General features: G+C 65.1%; 20 protein-coding genes. 11 read left to right on the top strand and 9 right to left on the bottom strand.

What is annotated here, in order from left to right; genetic code table 11:
- The first annotated feature begins 92 nt into the window (after positions 1 to 92).
- A complete protein-coding gene (locus tag CUJ90_RS26310) occupies positions 93 to 3,080 on the top strand; it encodes an ATP-binding protein (protein WP_114164193.1) in 2,988 nt (995 codons plus the stop codon).
- Positions 3,081 to 3,177: 97 nt separating this feature from the next.
- Here the strand turns inward: CUJ90_RS26310 and CUJ90_RS26305 are convergent, their stop codons facing one another.
- The 7 genes from CUJ90_RS26305 to CUJ90_RS26275 all read right to left on the bottom strand — a co-directional run bounded on the left by CUJ90_RS26305 (position 3,178) and on the right by CUJ90_RS26275 (position 9,555).
- Entirely contained in the window at positions 3,178 to 4,188 is a 1,011-nt protein-coding gene (locus CUJ90_RS26305) for an ABC transporter substrate-binding protein (protein ID WP_114164192.1), read from the bottom strand.
- Positions 4,189 to 4,430: 242 nt separating this feature from the next.
- Positions 4,431 to 5,084, bottom strand: coding sequence for a peroxiredoxin (locus CUJ90_RS26300; protein ID WP_073428989.1), 654 nt, complete (start codon positions 5,082 to 5,084; stop codon positions 4,431 to 4,433).
- A 396-nt stretch (positions 5,085 to 5,480) separates the two neighbouring features.
- Positions 5,481 to 6,956 carry an esterase-like activity of phytase family protein gene (locus tag CUJ90_RS26295; protein ID WP_114164191.1) on the bottom strand — a complete coding sequence of 492 codons (1,476 nt, stop codon included), beginning with the start codon at positions 6,954 to 6,956 and terminating at the stop codon, positions 5,481 to 5,483.
- 324 nt (positions 6,957 to 7,280) lie between these two features.
- Positions 7,281 to 7,685, bottom strand: coding sequence for a DUF1801 domain-containing protein (locus tag CUJ90_RS26290; protein WP_114164190.1), 405 nt, complete (start codon positions 7,683 to 7,685; stop codon positions 7,281 to 7,283).
- A gap of 122 nt (positions 7,686 to 7,807) precedes the next feature.
- Positions 7,808 to 8,194: a VOC family protein gene (locus tag CUJ90_RS26285; protein WP_073428990.1), complete on the bottom strand. Its 387-nt coding sequence runs from the start codon at positions 8,192 to 8,194 to the stop codon at positions 7,808 to 7,810.
- A gap of 301 nt (positions 8,195 to 8,495) precedes the next feature.
- Positions 8,496 to 9,035: a hypothetical protein gene (locus CUJ90_RS26280; protein WP_114164189.1), complete on the bottom strand. Its 540-nt coding sequence runs from the start codon at positions 9,033 to 9,035 to the stop codon at positions 8,496 to 8,498.
- A gap of 124 nt (positions 9,036 to 9,159) precedes the next feature.
- Positions 9,160 to 9,555, bottom strand: a complete 396-nt coding sequence (locus CUJ90_RS26275) for a hypothetical protein (RefSeq protein ID WP_073428845.1) — start codon at positions 9,553 to 9,555, stop codon at positions 9,160 to 9,162.
- 130 nt (positions 9,556 to 9,685) lie between these two features.
- On the opposite strand from CUJ90_RS26275, the gene CUJ90_RS26270 reads away from it, so the two are divergent.
- The 3 genes from CUJ90_RS26270 (at position 9,686) to CUJ90_RS26260 (ending at position 12,307) form a co-directional block, all read left to right on the top strand.
- Positions 9,686 to 10,294, top strand: coding sequence for a TetR/AcrR family transcriptional regulator (locus CUJ90_RS26270; protein WP_114164188.1), 609 nt, complete (start codon positions 9,686 to 9,688; stop codon positions 10,292 to 10,294).
- A 128-nt stretch (positions 10,295 to 10,422) separates the two neighbouring features.
- Positions 10,423 to 11,232, top strand: coding sequence for an oxidoreductase (locus CUJ90_RS26265; protein WP_114164187.1), 810 nt, complete (start codon positions 10,423 to 10,425; stop codon positions 11,230 to 11,232).
- Positions 11,233 to 11,308: 76 nt separating this feature from the next.
- The gene (locus CUJ90_RS26260; protein ID WP_073428848.1) at positions 11,309 to 12,307 is read left to right on the top strand and encodes an NADP-dependent oxidoreductase; all 999 of its coding nucleotides are present in this window, start codon (positions 11,309 to 11,311) and stop codon (positions 12,305 to 12,307) included.
- On the opposite strand, the gene CUJ90_RS26255 is transcribed toward CUJ90_RS26260, so the two are convergent.
- The gene (locus CUJ90_RS26255) at positions 12,297 to 12,875 is read right to left on the bottom strand and encodes a GNAT family N-acetyltransferase (protein WP_073428849.1); all 579 of its coding nucleotides are present in this window, start codon (positions 12,873 to 12,875) and stop codon (positions 12,297 to 12,299) included. The two genes, CUJ90_RS26260 and CUJ90_RS26255, sit on opposite strands and share 11 nt — an antisense overlap.
- A 166-nt stretch (positions 12,876 to 13,041) precedes the next feature.
- Here CUJ90_RS26255 and CUJ90_RS26250 point away from each other — a divergent pair, with 166 nt between their 5' ends.
- A complete protein-coding gene (locus CUJ90_RS26250) occupies positions 13,042 to 13,428 on the top strand; it encodes an RcnB family protein (RefSeq protein WP_073428850.1) in 387 nt (128 codons plus the stop codon).
- 118 nt (positions 13,429 to 13,546) lie between these two features.
- On the opposite strand, the gene CUJ90_RS26245 is transcribed toward CUJ90_RS26250, so the two are convergent.
- Entirely contained in the window at positions 13,547 to 14,521 is a 975-nt protein-coding gene (locus CUJ90_RS26245) for a LysR family transcriptional regulator (RefSeq protein ID WP_073428851.1), read from the bottom strand.
- A gap of 101 nt (positions 14,522 to 14,622) precedes the next feature.
- Here CUJ90_RS26245 and CUJ90_RS26240 point away from each other — a divergent pair, with 101 nt between their 5' ends.
- The 6 genes from CUJ90_RS26240 (at position 14,623) to CUJ90_RS26215 (ending at position 21,047) form a co-directional block, all read left to right on the top strand.
- Entirely contained in the window at positions 14,623 to 15,699 is a 1,077-nt protein-coding gene (locus CUJ90_RS26240; RefSeq protein ID WP_114164186.1) for an ABC transporter ATP-binding protein, read from the top strand.
- Positions 15,700 to 15,807: 108 nt separating this feature from the next.
- A complete protein-coding gene (locus CUJ90_RS26235) occupies positions 15,808 to 16,521 on the top strand; it encodes an HAD-IA family hydrolase (RefSeq protein WP_083081401.1) in 714 nt (237 codons plus the stop codon).
- 31 nt (positions 16,522 to 16,552) lie between these two features.
- The gene (locus CUJ90_RS26230; RefSeq protein WP_083082954.1) at positions 16,553 to 17,896 is read left to right on the top strand and encodes an NAD(P)/FAD-dependent oxidoreductase; all 1,344 of its coding nucleotides are present in this window, start codon (positions 16,553 to 16,555) and stop codon (positions 17,894 to 17,896) included.
- Positions 17,893 to 18,801 carry an ABC transporter permease gene (locus CUJ90_RS26225; protein WP_073428854.1) on the top strand — a complete coding sequence of 303 codons (909 nt, stop codon included), beginning with the start codon at positions 17,893 to 17,895 and terminating at the stop codon, positions 18,799 to 18,801. The genes CUJ90_RS26230 and CUJ90_RS26225 overlap by 4 nt, the downstream gene beginning before the upstream one ends.
- Complete coding sequence (locus CUJ90_RS26220) at positions 18,798 to 19,592, top strand: ABC transporter permease (RefSeq protein WP_073428855.1); 795 nt, start codon at positions 18,798 to 18,800, stop codon at positions 19,590 to 19,592. Before CUJ90_RS26225 ends, CUJ90_RS26220 begins: the two co-directional genes overlap by 4 nt.
- 27 nt (positions 19,593 to 19,619) lie before the next feature.
- Complete coding sequence (locus CUJ90_RS26215) at positions 19,620 to 21,047, top strand: aldehyde dehydrogenase family protein (protein ID WP_114164185.1); 1,428 nt, start codon at positions 19,620 to 19,622, stop codon at positions 21,045 to 21,047.
- Positions 21,048 to 21,075: the final 28 nt, after the last annotated feature.

The following is a 21,075-nucleotide window of genomic DNA, read 5'->3' as shown; positions in this document are numbered from 1 at the left end:
TCGCCGGATGGAAATCATGCAAAGGCGGGTGACGCCACGATCGAGCCGCACCGTTGCCTTATCACGCTCATTGCCCGGAACCTGAAAACGACATGATCGAATTAGGCCGCTTTCACATCGATCTGGAGATGCGCACGTTGCGCAAGGACGGCGAACCGGTGCATCTCGGCTCCCGTGCGTTCGATATCCTCGCGGTGGTCGCATCGGCGGGCGGGCGCCTCGTCACGAAAGACGAGTTGATGAACGCGGTCTGGCCCAACACGATAGTCGAAGAAAACAATATTCAGGTGCACCTCTCCGCGCTGCGAAAAATACTGGGCGCGGACCGCGATCTGATTCTCACCGTGCCAGGGCGCGGTTATCAACTGGTGCGCCGATCGAACCGGTCGACGCCCGGGCAATCCTTCGCGCCCGCGCCTGCCGCATGCCCGTTGCCGCCGCCCAAGACGCACCTGGTGGGCCGCGAGGCGGCGGTTCGGCAAATCCGCGCGATGCTCGCGCACGCGCACGTGCTGACGCTGGTGGGCGCGGGCGGCATCGGCAAAACCAGTCTCGCGATCGAAGCGGCCCGTCACGCCGCCGCGGATTTCGTCGAAGTGTGCTTCGTGGAACTCGCCGCGCTCACCGCGCACGGCGGCGTGCTCGCCGCCATCGCCGAAGGCTGCGGAGTGGCTGCGGCAGACGTCGCGCCGGGTGTTGCACCGGGTGTTGCACAAATGGCCGCCGCGCTCGCGCAAAAACGCCGGCTGCTGGTGCTCGACAACGCCGAGCACCTGGTGGACGAGGTCGCGGAAGTCGTCGAGGCGCTGGTCGCGGAATGCGCTTCGCTGCGCGTGCTCGTCACGAGCAGGGAGCCGCTGCGCATCATGCCCGAAGCAATTTTTCGGGTGGACCCGCTCGACGTGCCGCAACCGGATTCGAGCGACGCGGAGATCTTGCAGCAGTCGGCCGTGAATCTGTTTCTGCTGCGCGCCAACTCGTTGCAGCGCAAGGTGGGCGCGGAGCGTGCGGAACTGCGGCTGGTCGGCGAGATATGCCGGCGGCTCGACGGCATTCCGCTCGCGCTCGAACTGGCCGCGGCCCGCGTCGTGGCGCTCGGCGTGGAAGGCGTGTATCAGCGGCTGGACGATCGCATGGCGATTCTCGCGGGCGGCTATCGGACCGCGCTGCCGCGCCATCAAACCTTGCGCGCGACCTTCGACTGGAGCTTCGCGCTGCTCGACGCCGGCGCGCAGTCGCTGTTCAGACGAATCGCGGTGTTCGGCGGCCTGTTCACGTTCGAGGCCATGTGCGCGGTCGTGTGCGACGCCGGCTTGACGGTCGCGAGCGCGATCAACGGCATCAGCGAACTGCTCGCCAAATCGCTGGTGAATGTCGAATTCGACGGTCCGGTGGCGCGGTATCGCCTCTCCGAATCGACGCGCGCCTATGCGCTCGAAAAGCTCCAGGCGGAAGGCGAGCGGCAGGATCTGGCCGCGCGCCATGCGCGCTATCTCGCCTGCTGCTTGCAGGCTCGCCCGGCGCGGACGGCTGCCGGCGCGGCGAGCAGCACCGATTCGAGCGCCGCCGATCACGCGGCGGTTTTCCAGCATTCGCTCGACGACGCGTGCAGCGCCCTGGATTGGGCGTTCTCCCCGGAGGGCGACGTGCGGCTCGGCGTCGAACTCGCGTCGAATCTGGCCGGCGCGCTGCTCGACGCCGGCATGATCGCGGAGTGCTGCGCGCGCACCGGGCAAGCGGTCGACGCGCTCGACAAGCTCCCCGCCGCATCGGTCGCCGCCGTCAGCGAAATGCGCGTGCGCGCGGCGTTGGCGTCGGCCTTGCCCTACATTCACGGCGCGGTTGGGCGGTCGGCGGAATTGTGGCGCGACGTGCTCGCGCTCGCGCTGGCGTGCGGCGACGAAGCGTTTCATGCCCGCGCGCTATGGGGCCTCTGGAACACGATGATGTCCGGCGGAAACATCCACGAATCGATGAAGTACGCGAAGCGGTTCCAGCAATTCACGCAGGCACAAGCACAAGCACAAGAGAACCCGTGGCAACAGATCCTGGCGGATCAACTGGTGGCCATTTCGCTGCATTGTCTCGGCCGGCATGGCGAAGCCCGGCAGGCGCTGCTCGACGTCAGGCAACGTATCGTCTCGCTCGACGGCAAAGCGCAGCGGGTGGGCAGCTTCGCCGTCGATCCGCTCGTCTATTGCAACGGCACGCTCGCGCGAATCGCGTGGCTCGAAGGGAATGTCGGCGAGGCCCTGGCGCTCGTCGATCAACTCGTGAGCCTGGTGCGCCCCCATACGATGGAACCGTCGCTCACGCATGTGCTCGGCGCGGCGGCGGCGCCGCTTGCGTTGTTGTCGGGCGATCTGAGCGGCGGCGCGGCCTATCTGGAGATCATGCGCTCGCAAGCCGCGCTGCATCGCTCCGAGGTGTGGCTGGATTACTGCGACTGCCTGTCCGCGTATCGCGACATTCTCGACGGACACGCGCAGCGGGCGCTACCGGTTCTCGCGCAGGCGCTCGACGCGTTGATCGCGCGCGGCTTCCGGCGTTTGATCACGCTGTTCATCGTCGCCTACGCCGAGGCGCTCGTCACGGCCGGGCAGATCCACGAAGCCCGCAGCCGATTGAACGAAGCGCTGGCATTCTGCGAAAGCAACGGCGAGCTGATTTTCCTGCCGGAAATCTGGCGCGTGCTGGGGCTTGCGGCACACGCCGAAGCGCGCGCGCAGGCCTATGCGGGGAATGCGTCCAACGCGCGGCGCAGTGACGCGTCGGCATGCTTCGCGAAGGCGATCGAACTGTCCCGCACGCAGGGCGCGAGGATGTGGGAACTGCGCGCCTCGATGGCGCTCGCCGCGCTGCTGCGCGACGAAGGCCGAACCGAGGCGGCGCTTGAACTGCTCGAACGAATCGCGCTCTGTTTCGACGCGGCATCCGGCAGCGCCGACGTCGATGCGTTGTTCGAGACCATCGGGACGCTGCGCTCGCGCTCAGGCAAACCGCTTCGCCGGGCGGCGTTCGACACCATGCCGCCGCTCGACACGCGCGCGGCTTTGGCGGCTCCCGCTAGCGCCGGCTAGATAGCGGTGGCCCTTGCGGCGGCCGTTGCGCTCGCCGGCCGGCTCACGTGCAACCGGCCACACCCGGCGCGTGAACGCGAACGCGCTCAGCCACAGTTCACACGTTCGCGATGTGCGTGTCCGCAATCGCGCGCACGTCGATGCGGCGCGGCAGGATCGCGTCGCGGTTCGCGCTGTCCGCCACCTTTTGCAGCGCGGCAATATCCGCCTCGGTGATGAAGTGCTGTTTCAGCGACGCGCGTTGCGTGATCCGCTTCGCGGCATCGAGCGGCGAGCGCGTCAGCGTCGCGTAGATTTGCGCGTAGGCGTCGGGGTTCGCCAGCGCCCAATCGCCCGCGCGTTGCAGCCTGAGCAGGACGTCCGCGATCGCCGCGCGTTTGCGCGTGTCCGCGAGCGCGGCCCCGGAGGCGGTGATGAAACCGAGACCGCTGTTGATGCCGGTGCCGTCGCGCAAAATCCGCGCGCCGCGTTGCACCGCGATGCCGTAGTACGGATCGAACGTCGCCCATGCTTCGATCGATCCCGATGCGAACGCGGCAAATGCATCGACCGGCAAGATGAAACGCACGCTGACGTCTTCTTTCGAGAGCCCCGCTTCAGCCAGCGCGCCGTATAACTGAAACTGCGAAATGCTGCCGCGCGCCGAGGAGACGAACACGGTGCGCCCCTTCAGATCTGCGACCGTGCGAATCTTCGAATCCGCCGCGACCAGAATGCCGAGTTGCGCGCCGGAGCCCACGCGCGTCGCGACGATCTTCAAGCTCGGATCGCCCACCGCCGCCGCGAGCACCGGCAAGTCGCCCGCCGGCGCGAGATCGACCGCGCCCGCGCGTTGCGCTTCGAAGAGCGGCGCGGCGCCCTGGAAGTTGGCCCAGCGAAAAGCGTAGGGCGCGCCGTCGAGCACTTTCGCCGCTTCCGCCAGCGCGCGCGTGCCGCCGGCCTGGTCACCGAGAACGAGCGTGGTGGAAGTGGCGGCGGCTTCGGCGGCCTGCGCGCGGTGCGCGTGCAACACGCCGGTCACGGCGAAGGCGCTCAGTGCGGGCGCCGCGCCTAATAGCTTCAGCGTGCGCCGTCGCGTGGAAAACGATGTGGGAACAGAAGCGGCCATACGCCCTCGCTTTGCAATAGTTCGCCAAGCGTAGCGAGCGAAGCGGGCCTTGAGAATGATTCGATTCCGATAACGTTATCTCGAACCGCTATTTGGCTCTGGATGCCGCGGGCGTTCGCCGAGCGGGCATGGTCGGCCGTATCGGGGCGCCAGGCCGGGAAGGCCCGGCGCCGGTGGCCGCGCCGCCACTGTGGAGAACGGCGCTTCGTCTTAACCGCGAGGTGCGCTAACCCGCGCCGGTTTCACTTCGGCTGCTCGACGTAACGCAGATACGGCTTCACCGTCTTGAAGCCTTGCGGGTATTTCTTCGCTGCGTCGTCGTTCGAAACGGAGGTCGGGATGATGACGTCCTCCCCCGGTTTCCAGTTCACCGGCGTCGCCACCGTGTGTTTCGCGTTGAGCTGCAGCGCATCGAGCAGACGCAGCACTTCGTCGAAATTGCGGCCCGCGCTCATCGGATACACGAGCATCGCCTTGACCTTCTTGTCGGGGCCGATCAGAAACACGGAGCGCACCGTTGCGTTATCCACGGCGGTGCGCGGGCCGCCGCTCGCGCTCGGATGGATCATGTCGTAGGCCTTCGCGACGCTCAGGTCGGCGTCGCCGATCAGCGGGTAGTTGATCGCGTGACCCTGCGTCTCCTCGATATCCTTGACCCATTTCTCGTGATCGCTGACGGGATCGATGCTAAGACCGATGATCTTCGTGTTGCGCTTATCGAATTCCGGCTTCAGCCGGGCCATGTATCCGAGTTCGGTGGTGCAAACCGGCGTGAAATCCTTAGGATGAGAAAACAGGATCGCCCAGTGGTCGCCGATCCATTCGTGAAAATGGATCGTCCCTTCGGTGGTTTCCGCAGTGAAATCCGGAGCTTCTTCGCCTAGTCGAATCGACATCGTCATCCTCCATGAAGCGTGCTGCCAGGGTACGCCGTCGGCGGCCCCGGCTGGTTGGTTGGCAATCAGGCGAGCAGCCTGACTGACGATCGGGCTCCGGCTTGTCGAACGGCATGGCGCAGGGGCCCATTAGCGGGCGCAGCGCGTGCGGCGGCTCCCTGAAAGAAACCCGCCGCGGGGTGTGATGAACCTCGGACGAACCTCGGGACGAACGCCAGGACGCGCTGCGTGTCGCGCTTATAGCGTAGAACAAAAAGGACGGATATCGCGGCTGTTATGCAGAGCGGAACCGCCATTATGGTGACGGATCCGCTCATCGACGATGCGTGGCGCCGGCTTCAGCCTTGCGGAAAACCGGCGCGCGGCAAAACGCCGGGGCGCTCGCCGCGCCTTGGCTCAATGCTCGTCGTCGCCGTCGCGGCCACAGGCCTGGGCCGAATGACCATGACCGTCGCCGCGACGATCGTCGTCCGCGCCCGGCAGCGTCTGCGCCACGTAGGCGGGCAACTCGCTCGCATCCCATGCGAAGACGAAGAACTGGTTCGGGTTCGCGATGCCGGCTGGATGATTCGTATCGGTGACCGTGCCGAGGAAGTCGTTGTCGTTGGCGATGAACAGCGTGTGCTTCTTCACGCCGCCGACTACCACGTCGGGGCCGAACGCCAGGCCTTCCAGTTTCGCCGGAATGTCGTTCGCGCTATAGCCGTGCGCGGTCAACGACGCGACCACGTCGAGGAACAAGGCTTTGCGCACCGCATACGGCGCGAGACCGGCCTCGCTGCTCGCGTTGCTCACGTCCTGCGCGCCTGTCAGGTCGATGTGAAACACCTTCTTGAAGGCCGCCGTGGAGTTGTCGCCGAGTCCCTTGCCGTCGCGCTCGTCGACCAGCAATTCATGGTCGTTGACGGCCACCACGTCGCTGATGGTCGGATACTTCGGCTTCGCCGCCGTACCGATGTTCGTCAGCGGATAGGCAAACTGCGTGGTCTTGCCGCTGCGCAAATCGATCCTGACGATGCGCGTATACCCGCCGCTCGTGCCGCCGTCCTGAATCAGCGGGCTTTGCATCGCGCCGAACAGCGTCCTGCCGTCCGGCGAGATCGCGAGACCTTCCATCCCCTTGTTCGCCACGCGGCCCGAGGCGTTCTGCGAGATTTCGTCGCTGCCGACGGCGGCGAGCGTCGACACGGCGAACGTATCGGGCAGCTTGTAGGTATCGGTGCGGCGGCCGCTGCGGCGATCGAAGCGATAGACGTAGGGACCGTATTCGTCGGAGATAAAGACGCTTTCGCCGTCGCTGCTCACACGCACGCTTTCGGGATCGAAGCGTGCGTCGAGAGCGTTGGTCGACAGGCGCGTCGGGTCGAAGTTGTCGGAGCGGCCGGTGAAGTAGTGAGTGCGATTGCGGCGGTTCAGCGCGGGCGCGCCGTTGGGCACGCCGGCCGCGGCGCCCGTTCCGTAGACCAGCGTTTCAGACGCGTGAAGCAGCGTCGTGCCGATGAGTTTCGGCGTCAGCGTGTACGGCAGCGCAGCGCCCGCCGCGCCGGGTTTCAGGCGCAGGCGCAAGGTCTGAAAGCGGTTGATGTACGACGCGGTGTCGTCGATGGCCGCGTTGTACGGCACGGCATTCGGGCCGCGGTCCGGCACCGCGACAAACGTATGGCATCCCGCGTAGGCGATGCCCGAACCCAGGCCGCCCAGCAGATTGCCCGCCGCGCCGTTCTCCAGCGGCGCCGCCGTTTCCTTCGACAAATCGCCGCTCAAGCCGCTCAACTGGCCGACCGCGATGAGGTCCACGGCTGCGTGCGCCGCCGTGGCGAACAGGAGCGACGAGGCGATCGCCGTCAGGGCAAGAAGTCTTGAACGAGACACGATGATGTTCCTTGAAGGGAATGCTTGTTTTGGACGTGCCTCGCGCTAAGCGTCGCCCATGCGTGCGTGGCTCGCGTGGATCTTCGGGGGTGGTCAGGGAGGGCCAGCGCGCAGCTCGGTGGGCCGTTGGAGGCCGGCGGTCATAGTGCGTGAGGTTTGTGACTGAATAATGACCGTTATGCGCGGCCGGGCCAGCGGCGCGAACCGGTCGAGCCGAAGCGGCGAATCACCGCTTTGCGTGGACGTGGTGAACGGACATCTCAGCAGGCTGACGGAACGTGCGTGGGGCAATGGCCGATTCAATCGGCCATTGCTTCGGGTCTTTCACTTTTGCGCACTTTTGGCCCGAGCAGGCGCGTTCTTCTTCAAGCTGGTGTGATTGAAATCGATAGCGGCGCGCACCAGATTTTTCAGCGCGCGCGCATTGATCTTGTCGCCCTCGAAAAAGTCGATTGCGCGTCTCGCGTTGCCTTCGAGTCCCGCGTTGAAGAGTTGATCGGGATCGGGAAGATTCGCACCGTGGGCAAAGGTCAGCTTCACCTTGCCTTTATGCGCGTTGGCGACCGCGATCATGCCGTCGCGGGACCATACCGGGCTTCCCATCCACTTCCATTCCTCGATGATCCGCGGGTCGGCCTGGAGAATGCTCTTGCGGATGCCGGCAAACGTTTCGCCGCGCCAGTCCGTGAGTTCCGCGATCATCTGGTCGATGCGTTCCGATGGGTTCATGGTTCTTCTCACCTCGAAATCCGTGTCATGGGACCACGATAGTAATACGCCGGCGACACCGCTTGCGAGCACGCGCACTGAATGTCCCCGGCCCCAGCGCTTCAGCTACGCATGGCTGACTTTCAGTCGTCGAATGTGCCGCGATATTCCGGCGCGGCGTCGCGGCGCGTGTTGATTTCGAACATCACGCCGCCCGGCGCGCGGCAAAAGAAGCGCGAACCGCGGCCATTGTTGAAGACTTCGGTCTCCATCTCGACACCCTCCGTCTTGAAGCGCTCATACAACGCGTGAACGGCATCGAGGCTCGGCAGTTCGAAGCCGACATGGAAAGCCTTGGGCCATGCCGGCGCATCGCCGCTCGCGTGATCGATCACCACGTCGAAGCCGGGGCGCTTGAGAATGTACGACTGGTCCCAGGTTCCCGCGATAGTGAAACCCAGGTGCTGTTCAAAGAACCTGGCGGTCGCGGGAGTGTCGGCTGAGGGGAAGCTCAAGTGGTTGAGTTTCATGCTGTCGATAAAGGCGGTCATCATCGGTCTCTCGCTCATTGGCGGCGGCCCTATGCCAGCGCCGATGACGTCAGAATATAAGCGGAAGCTCGCATTCAACAACTCGCATTGAGCGCATGCGCCGATGGGTCGTGAAGCCCGCATGAAGCCGCGGCTTCGACGAGAGACGGAGACCGTAGCGGCTTCGGTTGCTCACATTCACGAATGTTCCGGCGGACGCGCGGATGATGCGCGGTCTGCGCTCGCATGGGTTCGCGCGGGGGTGCGGAACCGCCGTTGCGATGTCGCGAAGAGCGCGCCGTCAGTCTTTCTTTTTGTGCGGCAGCGCTGCGTTCAGAAGCGGGTTGAAACGGGTCGAGTCGGTGGCGGGCCTGGCTTTGCCCTCGGCTTTACGCTTACCCCTTGGCGCGTTACCCGACAATTGGGCGAGTAGTTCTTCGGAGCTTGCGTCGTTGTTGTCGTTGTTGTCGTCGCTGCTCCCGGCTTCGTCTGATCGAGCCGCTTTCTTTGGTTTGCCGCGCGACGGTTCACGCTCTTCTGAGGTTGCCTGCGTGTCGTCCTCGGATACTTTTGCTCCGGCGATGTGCCCGATCACGGCCGCAAACGAACTCGACGCCGATTTTGGCGCATCGCCCGGAAGCATCGTCTGGGCAACGATGTCGCGCAGCGTGCGGCCGTCGACGGAGCGCGCGGTCGGGGTCGTGCGCCAGTCGATGTCGGTCTGGGCGAACGCGCCAATCACACGCTCAAGCACCGCGGGCGACAGCACGCCGCCGTCATACAGGCTGATCACCGCGCGCTCGAAGACTGGAAACAGCGTGGATGCGGATGTCCTGGACACGGGTTTTCCCTCCTTGGACTGCTTGTCGATCGCGGTTTCGCGTCGGCATTGCGCTAACGATCGGCCTCTGACCATTGAACGATTGAGCGATTGGATGAACGGCGGCCGCGGCCGCTCCGCGCATTCACTCCTCGCACTTCACGTCTTGCCTCGGCACGACGATGATCACCGGATACGTTCCCCTGTCGAGTTCCACGCGCGCCACCACGGTCATTGTCGCGTCGTCGCTGTCGTCGTACACGCTCACCCTCTCGTGCCGAAGGCTGGTGACGCCGACGCAGCCGGACGCGCGGCCCTCATCGGAGAGTTTGCACTGAATCGGATTCTCGGCCAGATAGCGATACCGGTTCGAACTCGACAGGTATTCGCGAAGGCTTTGCGCCGTCCCGCCAATGCCGGTCACGTAGGCAATCGCGCACTGCTGTTTCGGCGTTTCATTGCCGGTCGACGTTTCGGCGTTCGCGTGCGCGCTCATCGCGGCGATGCCTGCGATAAGCGACGATGCGATGATGGACTTCATGGCGCGGTTCCCGTTTTGTGGATCTAAGCGCAGGATTGTAAAGTCATCGCGACCAGCCGGCAGCCCTGCCGAAGCGTTGGCTTGAGCGCCGGCCGTGGCGCGGGAAAAACGCAGGTGTCGAAACTAGTATATGATGACCATCATGAAGAAGCCCCCAGTCAAGCGGAATACCGCCAGCCGCAAGGAACTCACACACGAGCGCATCGTCGAGGTGGCCGCCCGCGCGATCCGGCGCAGCGGCTACGCCGGCACGGGCGTGGCCGACATCATGAAGGAGGCCGGCCTGACGCATGGCGGCTTTTATGCCCACTTTCCGTCGCGCGAAGTGCTGCTTGCCGAAGCGGCCGACCGCGCCGGCGCCGAAGCCGTGGCCATGTCCGAACATATCGCGGCCTCCGTGGCGCCCGACCAGGCGTTGCCGGCGATCGTGCGCGCGTATCTGTCGAAAGAGCATTGCCAAAGCGTGGAAACGGGCTGTCCGGTCTCCGCGCTCGGCTCGGAGATGCCGCGCCAGGCGCCCGTCGTGCGGCGCGCGGCCACCCGCCGCATCAAGGAAATGATCGATGTCGTCGCGCGCCAATTGCCCGACTGGGGCCAACCGGGCGCACACGAACAGGCGCTGATGACGGTCGCCACGATGGTCGGCACCCTGATGCTGGCGCGCGCCGTCGACGATCCAAAGCTCACGGATAGTTTTCTTGAAACCGCATTGAAAAAACTCGCGCCCACTGATGTGTGAATCCGCCCGGCCCGGCGCCGGTTTTCGCTGCACCTGAAATATGATGACAATCATACAAATGGCAGGATGAAAGCCCCGCCGCCCACGTATCGGACATCGCTCACATCGCTCACTATCGGAAGAACATCATGGAAACCAGAATAGCGCTCGTTACCGGCGCGTCGTCGGGAATCGGCGAAGCCACGGCCGAGCGGCTCGCGCAGGCCGGATACACGGTCTACGGCACGAGCCGGCGCGGTGCGCAAGGCGGCCAACGGACCTTCGAGATGCTGCCGCTCGACGTGACGAGCGAGGAATTGGTGGAAGCGGCGGTCAGCGAAGTCCTGCGCCTGCACGGCCGCATCGACCTGCTGGTGAACAACGCGGGCTTCGGCGTCGCCCCGGCCGCCGCGGAAGAGAGTTCGATCGATCAGGCCCGAGCGATCTTCGATACGAACTTCTTCGGGATCGTCCGCATGACGCGCGCCGTGGTGCCCCATATGCGCCGACACGGCAGCGGCCGCATCATCAACATCGGCTCCGTGCTGGGTTTTCTGCCGATGCCCTATATGGCGCTGTATTCCGCCACCAAGCACGCGGTCGCGGGTTACTCGGAGTCGCTCGACCACGAGTTGCGTACCAAGGGCATTCGGGTTTCGGTCATCGAGCCCGCCTACGTCAAGACGGCCTTCGACGCGAACTTCATGGCGCCCGACGCCCCGCTCGACGAATATCGCGAGGTGCGCTCGGCCGTCGACAAGCGGGTGAAAGAGGTGGTCGAGAATGCCGACGGTCCCGAGGTCGTGGCCGAAACCGTACTGCGGGCCGCCAGCGCGGCTCGCCCGAAGCTGCGCTATACGGCCGGCGGACTCGCCGGCCGTCTGCAATTGCTACGCAGGTTCGCGCCCGCGGGCCTGGTGGACGCCGGCGTTCGCAAGGATTTGCGGCTGGCAACGTAGGCCGCGTGACTACCTCTCCCGTTTTAAAGCCGCAACCCGCGAAACAATGTAATGCAATGAGCAATAAGGAACTGTGATGAAGGCATTCGTCGTCGATCGATATGGACGCAAGAATGGCGTACGGGCCGGCGATATGCCGGTTCCCGAACTGCGCGAGGACGACGTATTGATCCAGATTCACGCCGCCGGCGTGAACCCGCTCGATTCGAAGATCAGAGACGGGGAATTCAAGCTCCTCCTGCCTTATCGTTTGCCATTGATTTTAGGCCACGACCTGGCGGGAGTGGTGGTCCGCGTCGGACCGCACGTGCGGCGATTCAAGCCGGGCGATGAAGTCTTTGCGCGACCGCATAAGGACCGCATCGGCACTTTCGCGGAATTCATCGCGGTCAAGGAAGACGGCGTGGCGCTCAAGCCCACGTCACTCAGCATGGAAGAAGCGGCTTCAATGCCCTTGGTGGGATTGACCGCCTGGCAGGCGCTGATCGAAAAAGGCCAACTCGCGAAAGGGCAGAAAGTACTCATCCATGCGGGCTCGGGCGGCGTCGGCACCTTCGCGATTCAACTGGCGAAGCATGTGGGCGCGACTGTCGCAACGACGGCGAGCGCGGCGAATGCCGAGTGGTTGAAGCAACTCGGCGCGGATGTCGTCATCGATTACAAGAAAGACGACTTTGCGGCCATTCTGAAAGACTACGACGTGGTGCTGGACACACAAGGCGGAAACACGCTCGAGAAGTCGCTGCGAGTGCTCAAGCCGGGGGGCAAACTCATTGGAATCGCGGGTCCGCCTGATCCTGATTTCGCCAAAGAGATAGGTGCCTCGTTGTTCCTGAAAACGGCGATGCGCTTTCTGAGCTACCGCATTAGAAAGGCGGCGAAACGTCATCACGTCAGCTATTCGTTTCTTTTCATGCGTGCGAATGGGGAGCAACTCGGTCAGATCGCCGCGCTCGTCGACGCAGGTGCGATAAAGCCCGTGATCGATCGGGTTTTCCCGTTCGAGTCGACCAACGAGGCGCTGGCTTATGTCGAGAGAGGACGCGTGAAGGGAAAGGTGGTCGTCAAGATGTAGCACTCGGGTTGATCAGCGACGTGAGTACATGGTCGGCCCACGCGCCGTTGATCTTCAGATACGCTCGCGCGAGTCCCTCGCGTTCGAACCCTAGCCGCTTCAGCAATTGCCCGCTGCGTATGTTCTCAGGCCGATAGTTCGCCATGATGCGATGCAATCCGACGTCATTGAACACATGCGGTATCGCTACCGTAAGGGCTTCTTGCATCAGCCCTTGACCTTGCGCATGTTTCGCGAGAGAAAAGCCGAGATGACATGCCTGGAATGGACCACGGACGATATTCGTGAAGTGGCATTCGCCGATCACTTCCGCCGAGTCCCTACGCGTTAGCAACCAATGAACGGCATTGCCCAAGGCATTGTCACGACTCATCGCGCCCAGTCGGTTCTTGACGGCCTCGAGTTCGAAAAAGGAATCCGGGCGTGCGGGCTCCCAAGGCTGCAAGTGCTCGCGATTGCGAAGGGAGTAATCACGAAGCTCCGGCGCGAACGCGGCTTCCGCCCGCACGAGTTTCAAGCGCGCGGAAGTCAGGCCATCTTTCAAGGCATTACTCGATATTTCGGCCACTCATTGGCTCCTTTGCAATGTGTCCACCCTCACCCAACACAAGTAGATCAATCCCCGACAGTTCGCTATCATGCCCCTGACCCAGTGCTTCTGAGGTCCGATGACTGTCGCCGGGATGCTGCTTCATGCCTGGGCCGTCGGGCAACCACCTAACAGGAGATAAGCAATGAAGAAATCGCGCATGCTTCTCGCGTCGCTGATAGTCACGGGCATGCTGGCATCGTCGCTCGCGAGCGCACAACCGCCGCACGACAAGTCCGGCCACGGCAACTCGGGTAAAGGCGATCATGGTCACGGATCGAAGGGGCACGGCCCGAAAGACGCGCCGCCCGGACACGGCGCCGACGGTCCAGGCAATTCGGCGAACGCGCCCGGGCACTGGCGCAAGGGCGATCGCCTGCCTCCGGAATACCGCGATCGCCAGTACGTGATCGACAACTGGCGCGACTACCACCTTGCTCCGCCTCCACGCGGCTATTCGTGGGTCGGCATTGGCGGCGACTATCTGATGGTGCAGATTTCGTCCGGCGTGGTTCTGCGGGTCGGCCCGTGATCTAGCGCATCGGTAGGCCCGCCGCGGCCTACCGCAACTCGCCTCACCTCACCTCATCTGCCAGCCGCGCCGCCGCCGCTTCTTCGGCGCGGCGCGGAATCGAACCACGCGGCCCGCATCAGGACCCGATCGCGAGCCCCGCGTCACCCAGCAACCCGCGCAACCCGAGCTTCGGATATCGGCTATCCACCGCGCGCACGTCGGCGCGCGTCTCGCCGATGATCCAGTCGCGCACCTCCGCCGCGACCGGCCGCAACGGCCGGCCCTCCGGCCACACCAGGCAGCAGCGCCGGTTGGTGACGATCACCTGTTCTTCGGCCGGCAACAGCGCGCCTTCCAGCAGCCAGTGCGACACCACGTTGAGCCAGCCTAGCGCCACACCCTGCCCGAGCAACGCGGCCTGCACGACGATCGCGTAATCGTTGAAGCTCAGCATGCTCGCCGGATGCCGCCCGTGCGCCGCGAACTCGCCGAAGCGCTCATGCCAGCCGCGCTCGCCGTCGTCCATCACGATCACCGTGTCGCCGTGCTCGCGGCCCGCCTCGGTCGACGCCGTCTCATGGTAGCGATGGTTGCACACCGGCAGCAGCGTCTCCGGCATCACGAGCACGCTGTTCTCGCCGATCTCGTCCTCGCGCAGAAAGCGCATGCCGAGATCGACGTCGATGAGCGGCCCGCCGATGCGCCCTGAAATCAGTTGAAAGCGCAGGTCGACATTCGGAAACGCCTGGTTCAGCCGGTTCATGCGCGGCATCAGCCAGTGCGTGGTGAAGGCCGTGGAAACGGACAACGTGACCGACTCCACGCCGGTCGCCCTCGCCTCGATCTCGCGGATCGCGCCTTCTATGCCGTTGAAGCCCTCGGAAATTTTCCGGTAAAGAATCCTGCCGTTCTCGGTCAGCTCGATGCCGCCGCGCACGCGCTCGAACAGGCGCACGCCGAGATGGTCCTCCATGCGCGCGAGCATTCGGCTCACCGCGGGCTGGCTGACATACAGTTCCTGTGCCGCGCGCGTGAAGTTGCCGCAGCGGGCGGCGGCTTCGAACACGAACAGCGCATTGGCGCTCGGCAGTTTTTTACGCAGGTTAGGCATGACCTCATGTTATGCCTTCTCCAACAATTTGGGAATTGCCGCCAAAATAGACGCAGCCTATATTTTCTCTAACGCAGGCTTCTTCAGCGAGACAGAACGCAATGGACGCACGAGCGAAAACAGGTGTTTCGATCCGATCGGCAGCGAAGCGTTATGGCCCGGTAGTGGCCCTCGACGACGTTTCGCTGGAGATCGCCCCAGGCGAATTCGTCTCGCTGCTGGGCCCCTCGGGCTCGGGCAAGACCACGCTGCTCGGCATTCTCGGCGGCTTCGTGCAGCCGAGCTCGGGGGCGGTCTGGGTCGGCGAGCGCGACATTACATTTGCGCCGCCGCATAAACGCGACATCGGCATCGTGTTTCAGAACTACGCGCTGTTTCCGCACATGAGCGTCGGCGAGAACGTCGCGTTTCCGCTGCGCGCGCGCCGTCAGCCGAAAAACACATGGGCGAGGAAAGTGGCCGACGCCCTCGCGATGGTCGAACTCTCCGGCTACGAGAACCGCGGCATCGGCCAGCTTTCGGGCGGCCAGCGCCAGCGCGTGGCGCTCGCCCGCGCGATGGTGTTCGAGCCGCAACTGATCCTGATGGACGAGCCGCTTTCCGCGCTCGACAAGCAACTGCGCGAAACCATGCAGATCGAATTGCGGCGGCTGCATCGCAAGCTCGGCGCGACGATCGTCTACGTGACGCACGACCAGCGCGAGGCGCTCACGATGAGCGACCGCGTCGCGGTGCTGAAGAACGGCCGGCTCGTGCAGATTGATACGCCCGAGCGGCTCTATGACCGTCCGTGCGATGCGTTCGTCGCGAGTTTCATCGGCGAGGCGACGCTGCTCGACGTGACCCGCGCGGGCGACGACGCCGTGCGTCTCGGCGAGACGGTGCTGCGCACCGCGCACCCGCTGCCGCGCGGCGACAAGCTGCTGCTCGCGGTGCAAACCGAAAAGCTCGTGATCGACAACGGCGACGCGCGCGACGGCGTGAACCGCCTGTCGTGCCGCGTCACCGAAGTGCTTTATCAAGGCGAAAGCCTGCGTGTGTTCGCGGCGCTCGCCGACGGCACCGCCATCAGTCTCCGTCAGCCGGGCGGCCACGATGCGCGCCGCCGCGTTCCGCAGCCGGGCGCGCACATGAGCGTCACGCTCGATCCGCAAGACACGATCGTGGTGCCCGCCTGAACCAACGCCTACACGCCTGCACGCTTATGCGCCAATCCAACCTTTCCAGCCGCCCGCGCGCGGGCCTTTCCCTCTCCGCATCACAGCAAACCGCAAAAGGATGATTTCATGAAGCTCACCGATTTCAAGGTCCTGACGTTCGACGTCGTCGGCACACTCATCGACTTCGAGCGCGGCGTGCTCGCCTCCGTGCGGCGCCTCGGCGGCGCAGCGGCGAAGGACCTCAGCGACGATCAGATCTTCGAGCCGTACATGCGCGGCCGCGCGGCGTTCCCGGGACGTTCGAGCCACGAAATGGCGAACGTGTATCTGTCGCTGGCGAAGGAACTGAATTTGCCCGACGACCCGCAATCGGCCGCCGCGTTCCAGCGCGACGTGCTCGAATGGCCCGCGTTCGCGGATTCGGTCGCGGCGCTCAAGCGCTTGCGCAAGCACTACCGCCTCGTCGCGATGACGAACGCGGACCGCGTCGCATTGTCGGCGTATGCGCACACGCTCGGCGATCCGTTCGACGACACCGTGTGCTGCGACGAAACCGGCGTCGCCAAGCCGGACCCGCAGTTCTTCGCGTACAACCGCGGCCGCCAGGCGGCCTTCGGCTACAAGTTCAGCGAAATCCTGCACACCGCGCAGAGCCAGTACCACGATATCGGCGTCGCCACGCAGCTCGGCTACGCGACCTGCTGGATCGAGCGCCGTCAGGGCAGCAAGGGCTTCGGCGCGACGCCGGTGCCCGAGGCCGTCACCACGCCGACGTTCAGGTTCGCGACGCTCGCCGCGCTCGCGGACGCCGTCGAAGCCGAAGCGCGCCTCGCCGCGTAACGCCATGCCCGCGCCGACGACATCGCGCCTCATGCCCGCGCCGCTTAACCAGCCGGATAAGCAGCCGCTTAACCAGCCGGACTCGCTCTGGCGCGCGCTCGCCGCCACATCGCCCGATGCAAGCGCGGCGCTCGGCACGCCGCTGACGCGCGATCTCGACGTCGAAGTCGCGGTGATCGGCGCGGGCTACTCGGGCCTCGCGGCCGCCTATGCGCTGCAAAAGCGCGGCGTCGAATGCGTGGTGCTCGATGCGAACCCGGTCGGCTGGGGCGCGAGCGGGCGCAACGGCGGCGTGGTGTCGTCGAAGTTCAGGCTGTCGTTTCCGGCGATCCACGCGCTGCACGGCCTCGACACCGCGAAGCGCATGCACCGGCTCGCGCACGACGGCGTGCGCGTCGTCGAATCGCTGGTCGACGAGTTCGGGCTCGAACGCGCCTGCTTCGAGCACACCGGCAGCCTGCGCTGCGCGCACACCGAGCGCGCGTTCGCATCGATCCGCGCCGAGGCCGACTGGGTGCGCACGACCCTCGGCGATACCTCGATGACCGTGCAATCGCGCGATGAAGTCACGCGCGAGACGGGTTCCAGGGGCTTTGTCGGCGGCGTGCTGAGCGCGGACGCCGGCACGATCCTGCCGCTCGAATACGTGCGCGGCCTCGCGCGCGGCATCACGCGGCGCGGCGTGCCGATCCACGAATCGACACCGGTGCTGGAGATGCGCCGCGCGCCCGGCGACACGCGCGTCACGCTGCGCACGCCCGGCGGCACGGTGCGCGCGAAACAGGTGATCGTCGCGACCAATGCCTACTCCGACCTCACGCCCGCGACCTCGCCCTATCAGCGCGAACTGGTGCCGTTTCGCAGCGCGATGATCGCCACCGCCCGCCTTCCCGCCGAACTCGACGCGCGCCTGATGGTCGAGCGCCGCAGCTACACCGAAACGCGGCGCATGATGAAGTGGTTCCGCAAGGTGGACGGCCGCATACTGTTCGGCGGACGCGACGCGTTCGGCAAGGAAGGCCAAACGACCGGCTTCGACGCGTTGCAGCGCGCGATGATCGCGCTCTTTCCCGAACTCGCGGACCTGCGCGTGGCGTATCGCTGGTCGGGCTATGTGGGCATGACGTTCAACTCGCTGCCGCACGTTGGCCGCAGCGACGACGCCACGACCTTTTGTCTGGGGTATAACGGAGCAGGCGTCGCGATGGCGAGTCTGCTCGGACAACACGCCGCCGCGCTCGCGCTCGGCGAAACGCCCGAGCTTTCGCTGCTCGCCGCGCCCGGCCTGCGCCCCGTGCCCTTTCATTCGCTGCGCGCGCCGGGCGTGAGGCTCGTCGCCGCGTGGTATCAGTTTCTCGACGCTGTAGGTGCATGATGACAACCGCCAAGCGGATGCTCCAGGAACCCACCTTGATCCAGGCCACCGAGTCCGATCCCGCCACGCGCCACCAGCGGCGCGAGGATCGCACGATGCTTCTGCTGATGACGCCCGCGCTCCTCGTGATCGTGGTGCTGCTCGTCGTGCCGCTCGCGTGGCTGTCGTGGCAATCCATCTGGCACGACGGCTTCACGCTCGACAACTATCGGCGCATGTTCACGGGCGCCTACGTCGACACGTTCCTGCTCACGTTCAAGCTGAGTATCGTCGTGACCGTCATCACGCTGGCGCTCGGCTATCCGGTTGCGTATCTCGCGGCCTCGCTGCCGCCGAAACTCAGCGCGCTCGTGCTCGGCATGGTGATCCTGCCGTTCTGGACCAGCGTGCTCGTGCGCACTTATGCGTGGCTCGTGCTGTTGCAGCGCACGGGGCTCGTCAACAAGGCGCTGATCGCCTCGGGCCTGATCGACCGGCCCGTGCAACTCGCATACAACCAGTTCGGCACGATCCTCGCGATGGTTCATATCCTGCTGCCGTTCATGGTGCTGCCGCTCTATTCGGCGATGCAGAAAATCCCGCCGAATCTCTCGCAAGCGGGCGCGAGCCTGGGCGGCTCGCCGCTGCACGTATTCCTGCGCGTGTTCCTGCCGCTCTCGATGAGCGGCGTATTCGCCGGCGTCACCCTCGTATTCGTGCTGTGCCTCGGCTTCTACATCACGCCTGAACTGATGGGCGGCGGCAAGTCGATCATGGTGTCGATGGTGGTGAGCCGCAACGTCGAGATCTACAACAGTTGGGGCGCGGCGAGCGCGGTGAGCGTCGTGCTGCTCGTCTGCGTGGGCGCGATCTTCTATGCCGCGAGCCGCGTCGTGCCGCTCGAAAAAACCCTGGGGGCGAAATGAACAGGCTCTCGTTCGGACGCATCGTGCTCGGCGCGACGGTCGTGCTGATCCTGCTGTTCCTGATGGTGCCGGTGCTGATCGTCGTGCCGCTGTCGTTTTCCGACACGCGCTTCATGACCTTCCCGCCGCCCGCCTACTCGCTGCGCTGGTATCACTCGTTCTTCGACAACCCCGCGTGGATCGACGCCGCGCGCACCACGCTCATCGCATCGAGCGCCGCCGCGCTGATCGCCACGCCGCTCGGCGTGTGCGCCGCCTACGCGATCCAGAACGGCACGCACTGGATCATGCGCTATCTGCGCACGCTGCTGATGCTGCCGTTGATGGTGCCGATCATCATCGTCGCAGTGGGCGTGTTTTTCGTCTACTCGCAGGCGGGCTATGTGAATACGCTCGGCGGCCTGATTCTCGCCGACACGATGCTCGGGCTGCCGTATGTGCTGATTTCGGTCGGCGCGGATCTGCGCACCTTCGACCGCACGCAGGAGATGGTCGCGCGCAGCCTCGGCATGAACCGCTTTCGCAGCTTCATGGCGGTGACGCTGCCGCAGATCAAGGCGAGCGTGATTTCCGGCGCGGTGTTCGTGTTCATCCAGGCGCTCGACGAAACCGTGGTCGCGCTGTTCGTGTCGGGCGGCACCAACCAGACGCTCACGCGCCGCATGTTCGTCACCTTGCGCGACGAGATCGACCCCACCATCGCCGCGATCAGCACGATGCTTACCGCGCTGACGCTGTGCCTCGTGATGATCGTCGTGGTGAGCCGCCGCTCCAGCGCGGCGCGCGCCTGAGCCCATCCTTCAAAAACCCTCTACGCCATGACCAATGCACTGAAGTTCTATATCGACGGCAAATGGGTCGAGCCGTCGGGCGCCGCTCGCCTGCCCGTCATCGATCCCTGCACCGAGGAAGCGATTGCCGAAGTGGCGATGGGCACGCCCGCCGACATCGATCGCGCGGTGGCGGCGGCCAAACATGCGTTCACCTCGTTCTCGCAAACCACGCCCGCCGAGCGCCTCGCGCTGATCCGCCGCATTCTCGACGTGTTTCTCGAACGCCACGACGAAATGGGCGAGACGATTTCGCGCGAGTTGGGCGCGCCGCGCGCGATGGCGCATGCGTGGCAGGCGGGGATCGGCCGGCGGCATCTGGAAGAACTGATCCGCACTTGCGAGAGCTTCGCCTGGCAGCGCAGGAAAGGCACCACGCTCATCAATCACGAGCCGGTGGGCGTGGTCGCGCTCATCACGCCGTGGAACTGGCCGATCAATCAGATCGTCTGCAAGGCCGCGCCCGCGATTGCGGCCGGCTGCACGATGGTGCTCAAGCCGAGCGAAGTCACGCCGTTGAACGCGCTGCTGTTCGCGGAGATCCTGGACGCCGCGGGCGTGCCGCCCGGCGTCTTCAATCTCGTCAACGGCGACGGGCCGAGCGTCGGCGCGGCGCTTGCCGCGCATCCCGACGTGGACATGGTGTCGTTCACCGGCTCGACGCGCGCGGGCATCGAGATCGCGAAGCTTGCCGCGCCGACCGTCAAGCGCGTGCACCAGGAACTCGGCGGCAAGTCGGCCAACATCCTGCTAGACGACGTGGATTTCGAAGCGGCCGTGACCGCGGGCGTCAACGCGTGCTTCGGCAACAGCGGTCAGTCGTGCAACGCGCCGACGCGCATGCTCGTGCCCGCGGCGCGTCACGACGAAGCGGCGCAGATCGCACGGCGCGCGGCAGAGGCGCAGTGCGTCGGCCCCGCCGATCACGAACGCACGACCATGGGGCCGGTGGTCAGCAGCGTGCAGTTCGAGCGCGTGGAGCGGCTGATCGCGGCCGGCATCGAGGAAGGCGCGCGAGTCGTGGCGGGTGGCCTCGGCCGTCCGCGGGGTCTCGAACGCGGCTATTACGTGCAGCCGACCGTGTTCGCGAACGTGCGGCCCTCGATGACGATCGCGCGCGAGGAAATCTTCGGACCGGTGCTCGCGATCATGCCGTATCGCGACGAAGAAGAGGCGATTGCCATGGCCAACGACAGCCCTTTCGGCCTCGCGGCCTATGTCCAATCCGCCGACCTGGAACGCGCGCGGCGCGTGGCGTTCAGGTTGCGCGCGGGCAGCGTGTATCTGAACTATCCGTCGTGGGATGCGGGCTCGCCTTTCGGCGGATACAAGCAGTCGGGCAATGGGCGCGAATACGCCGAGTGGGGCCTGGAGGCGTTTCTCGAAGTGAAGGGAATCGTGGGGTTTGGCGATTGATGGCAACTTAAGCGAAGGCGCGCGGGGC

The organism is Paraburkholderia terricola, assembly GCF_003330825.1.
In the GTDB taxonomy this organism is placed as follows: domain Bacteria; phylum Pseudomonadota; class Gammaproteobacteria; order Burkholderiales; family Burkholderiaceae; genus Paraburkholderia; species Paraburkholderia terricola.
Note: the sequence above shows the minus strand (reverse complement) of the source record. Positions and strands in the feature narration are given on the sequence as shown.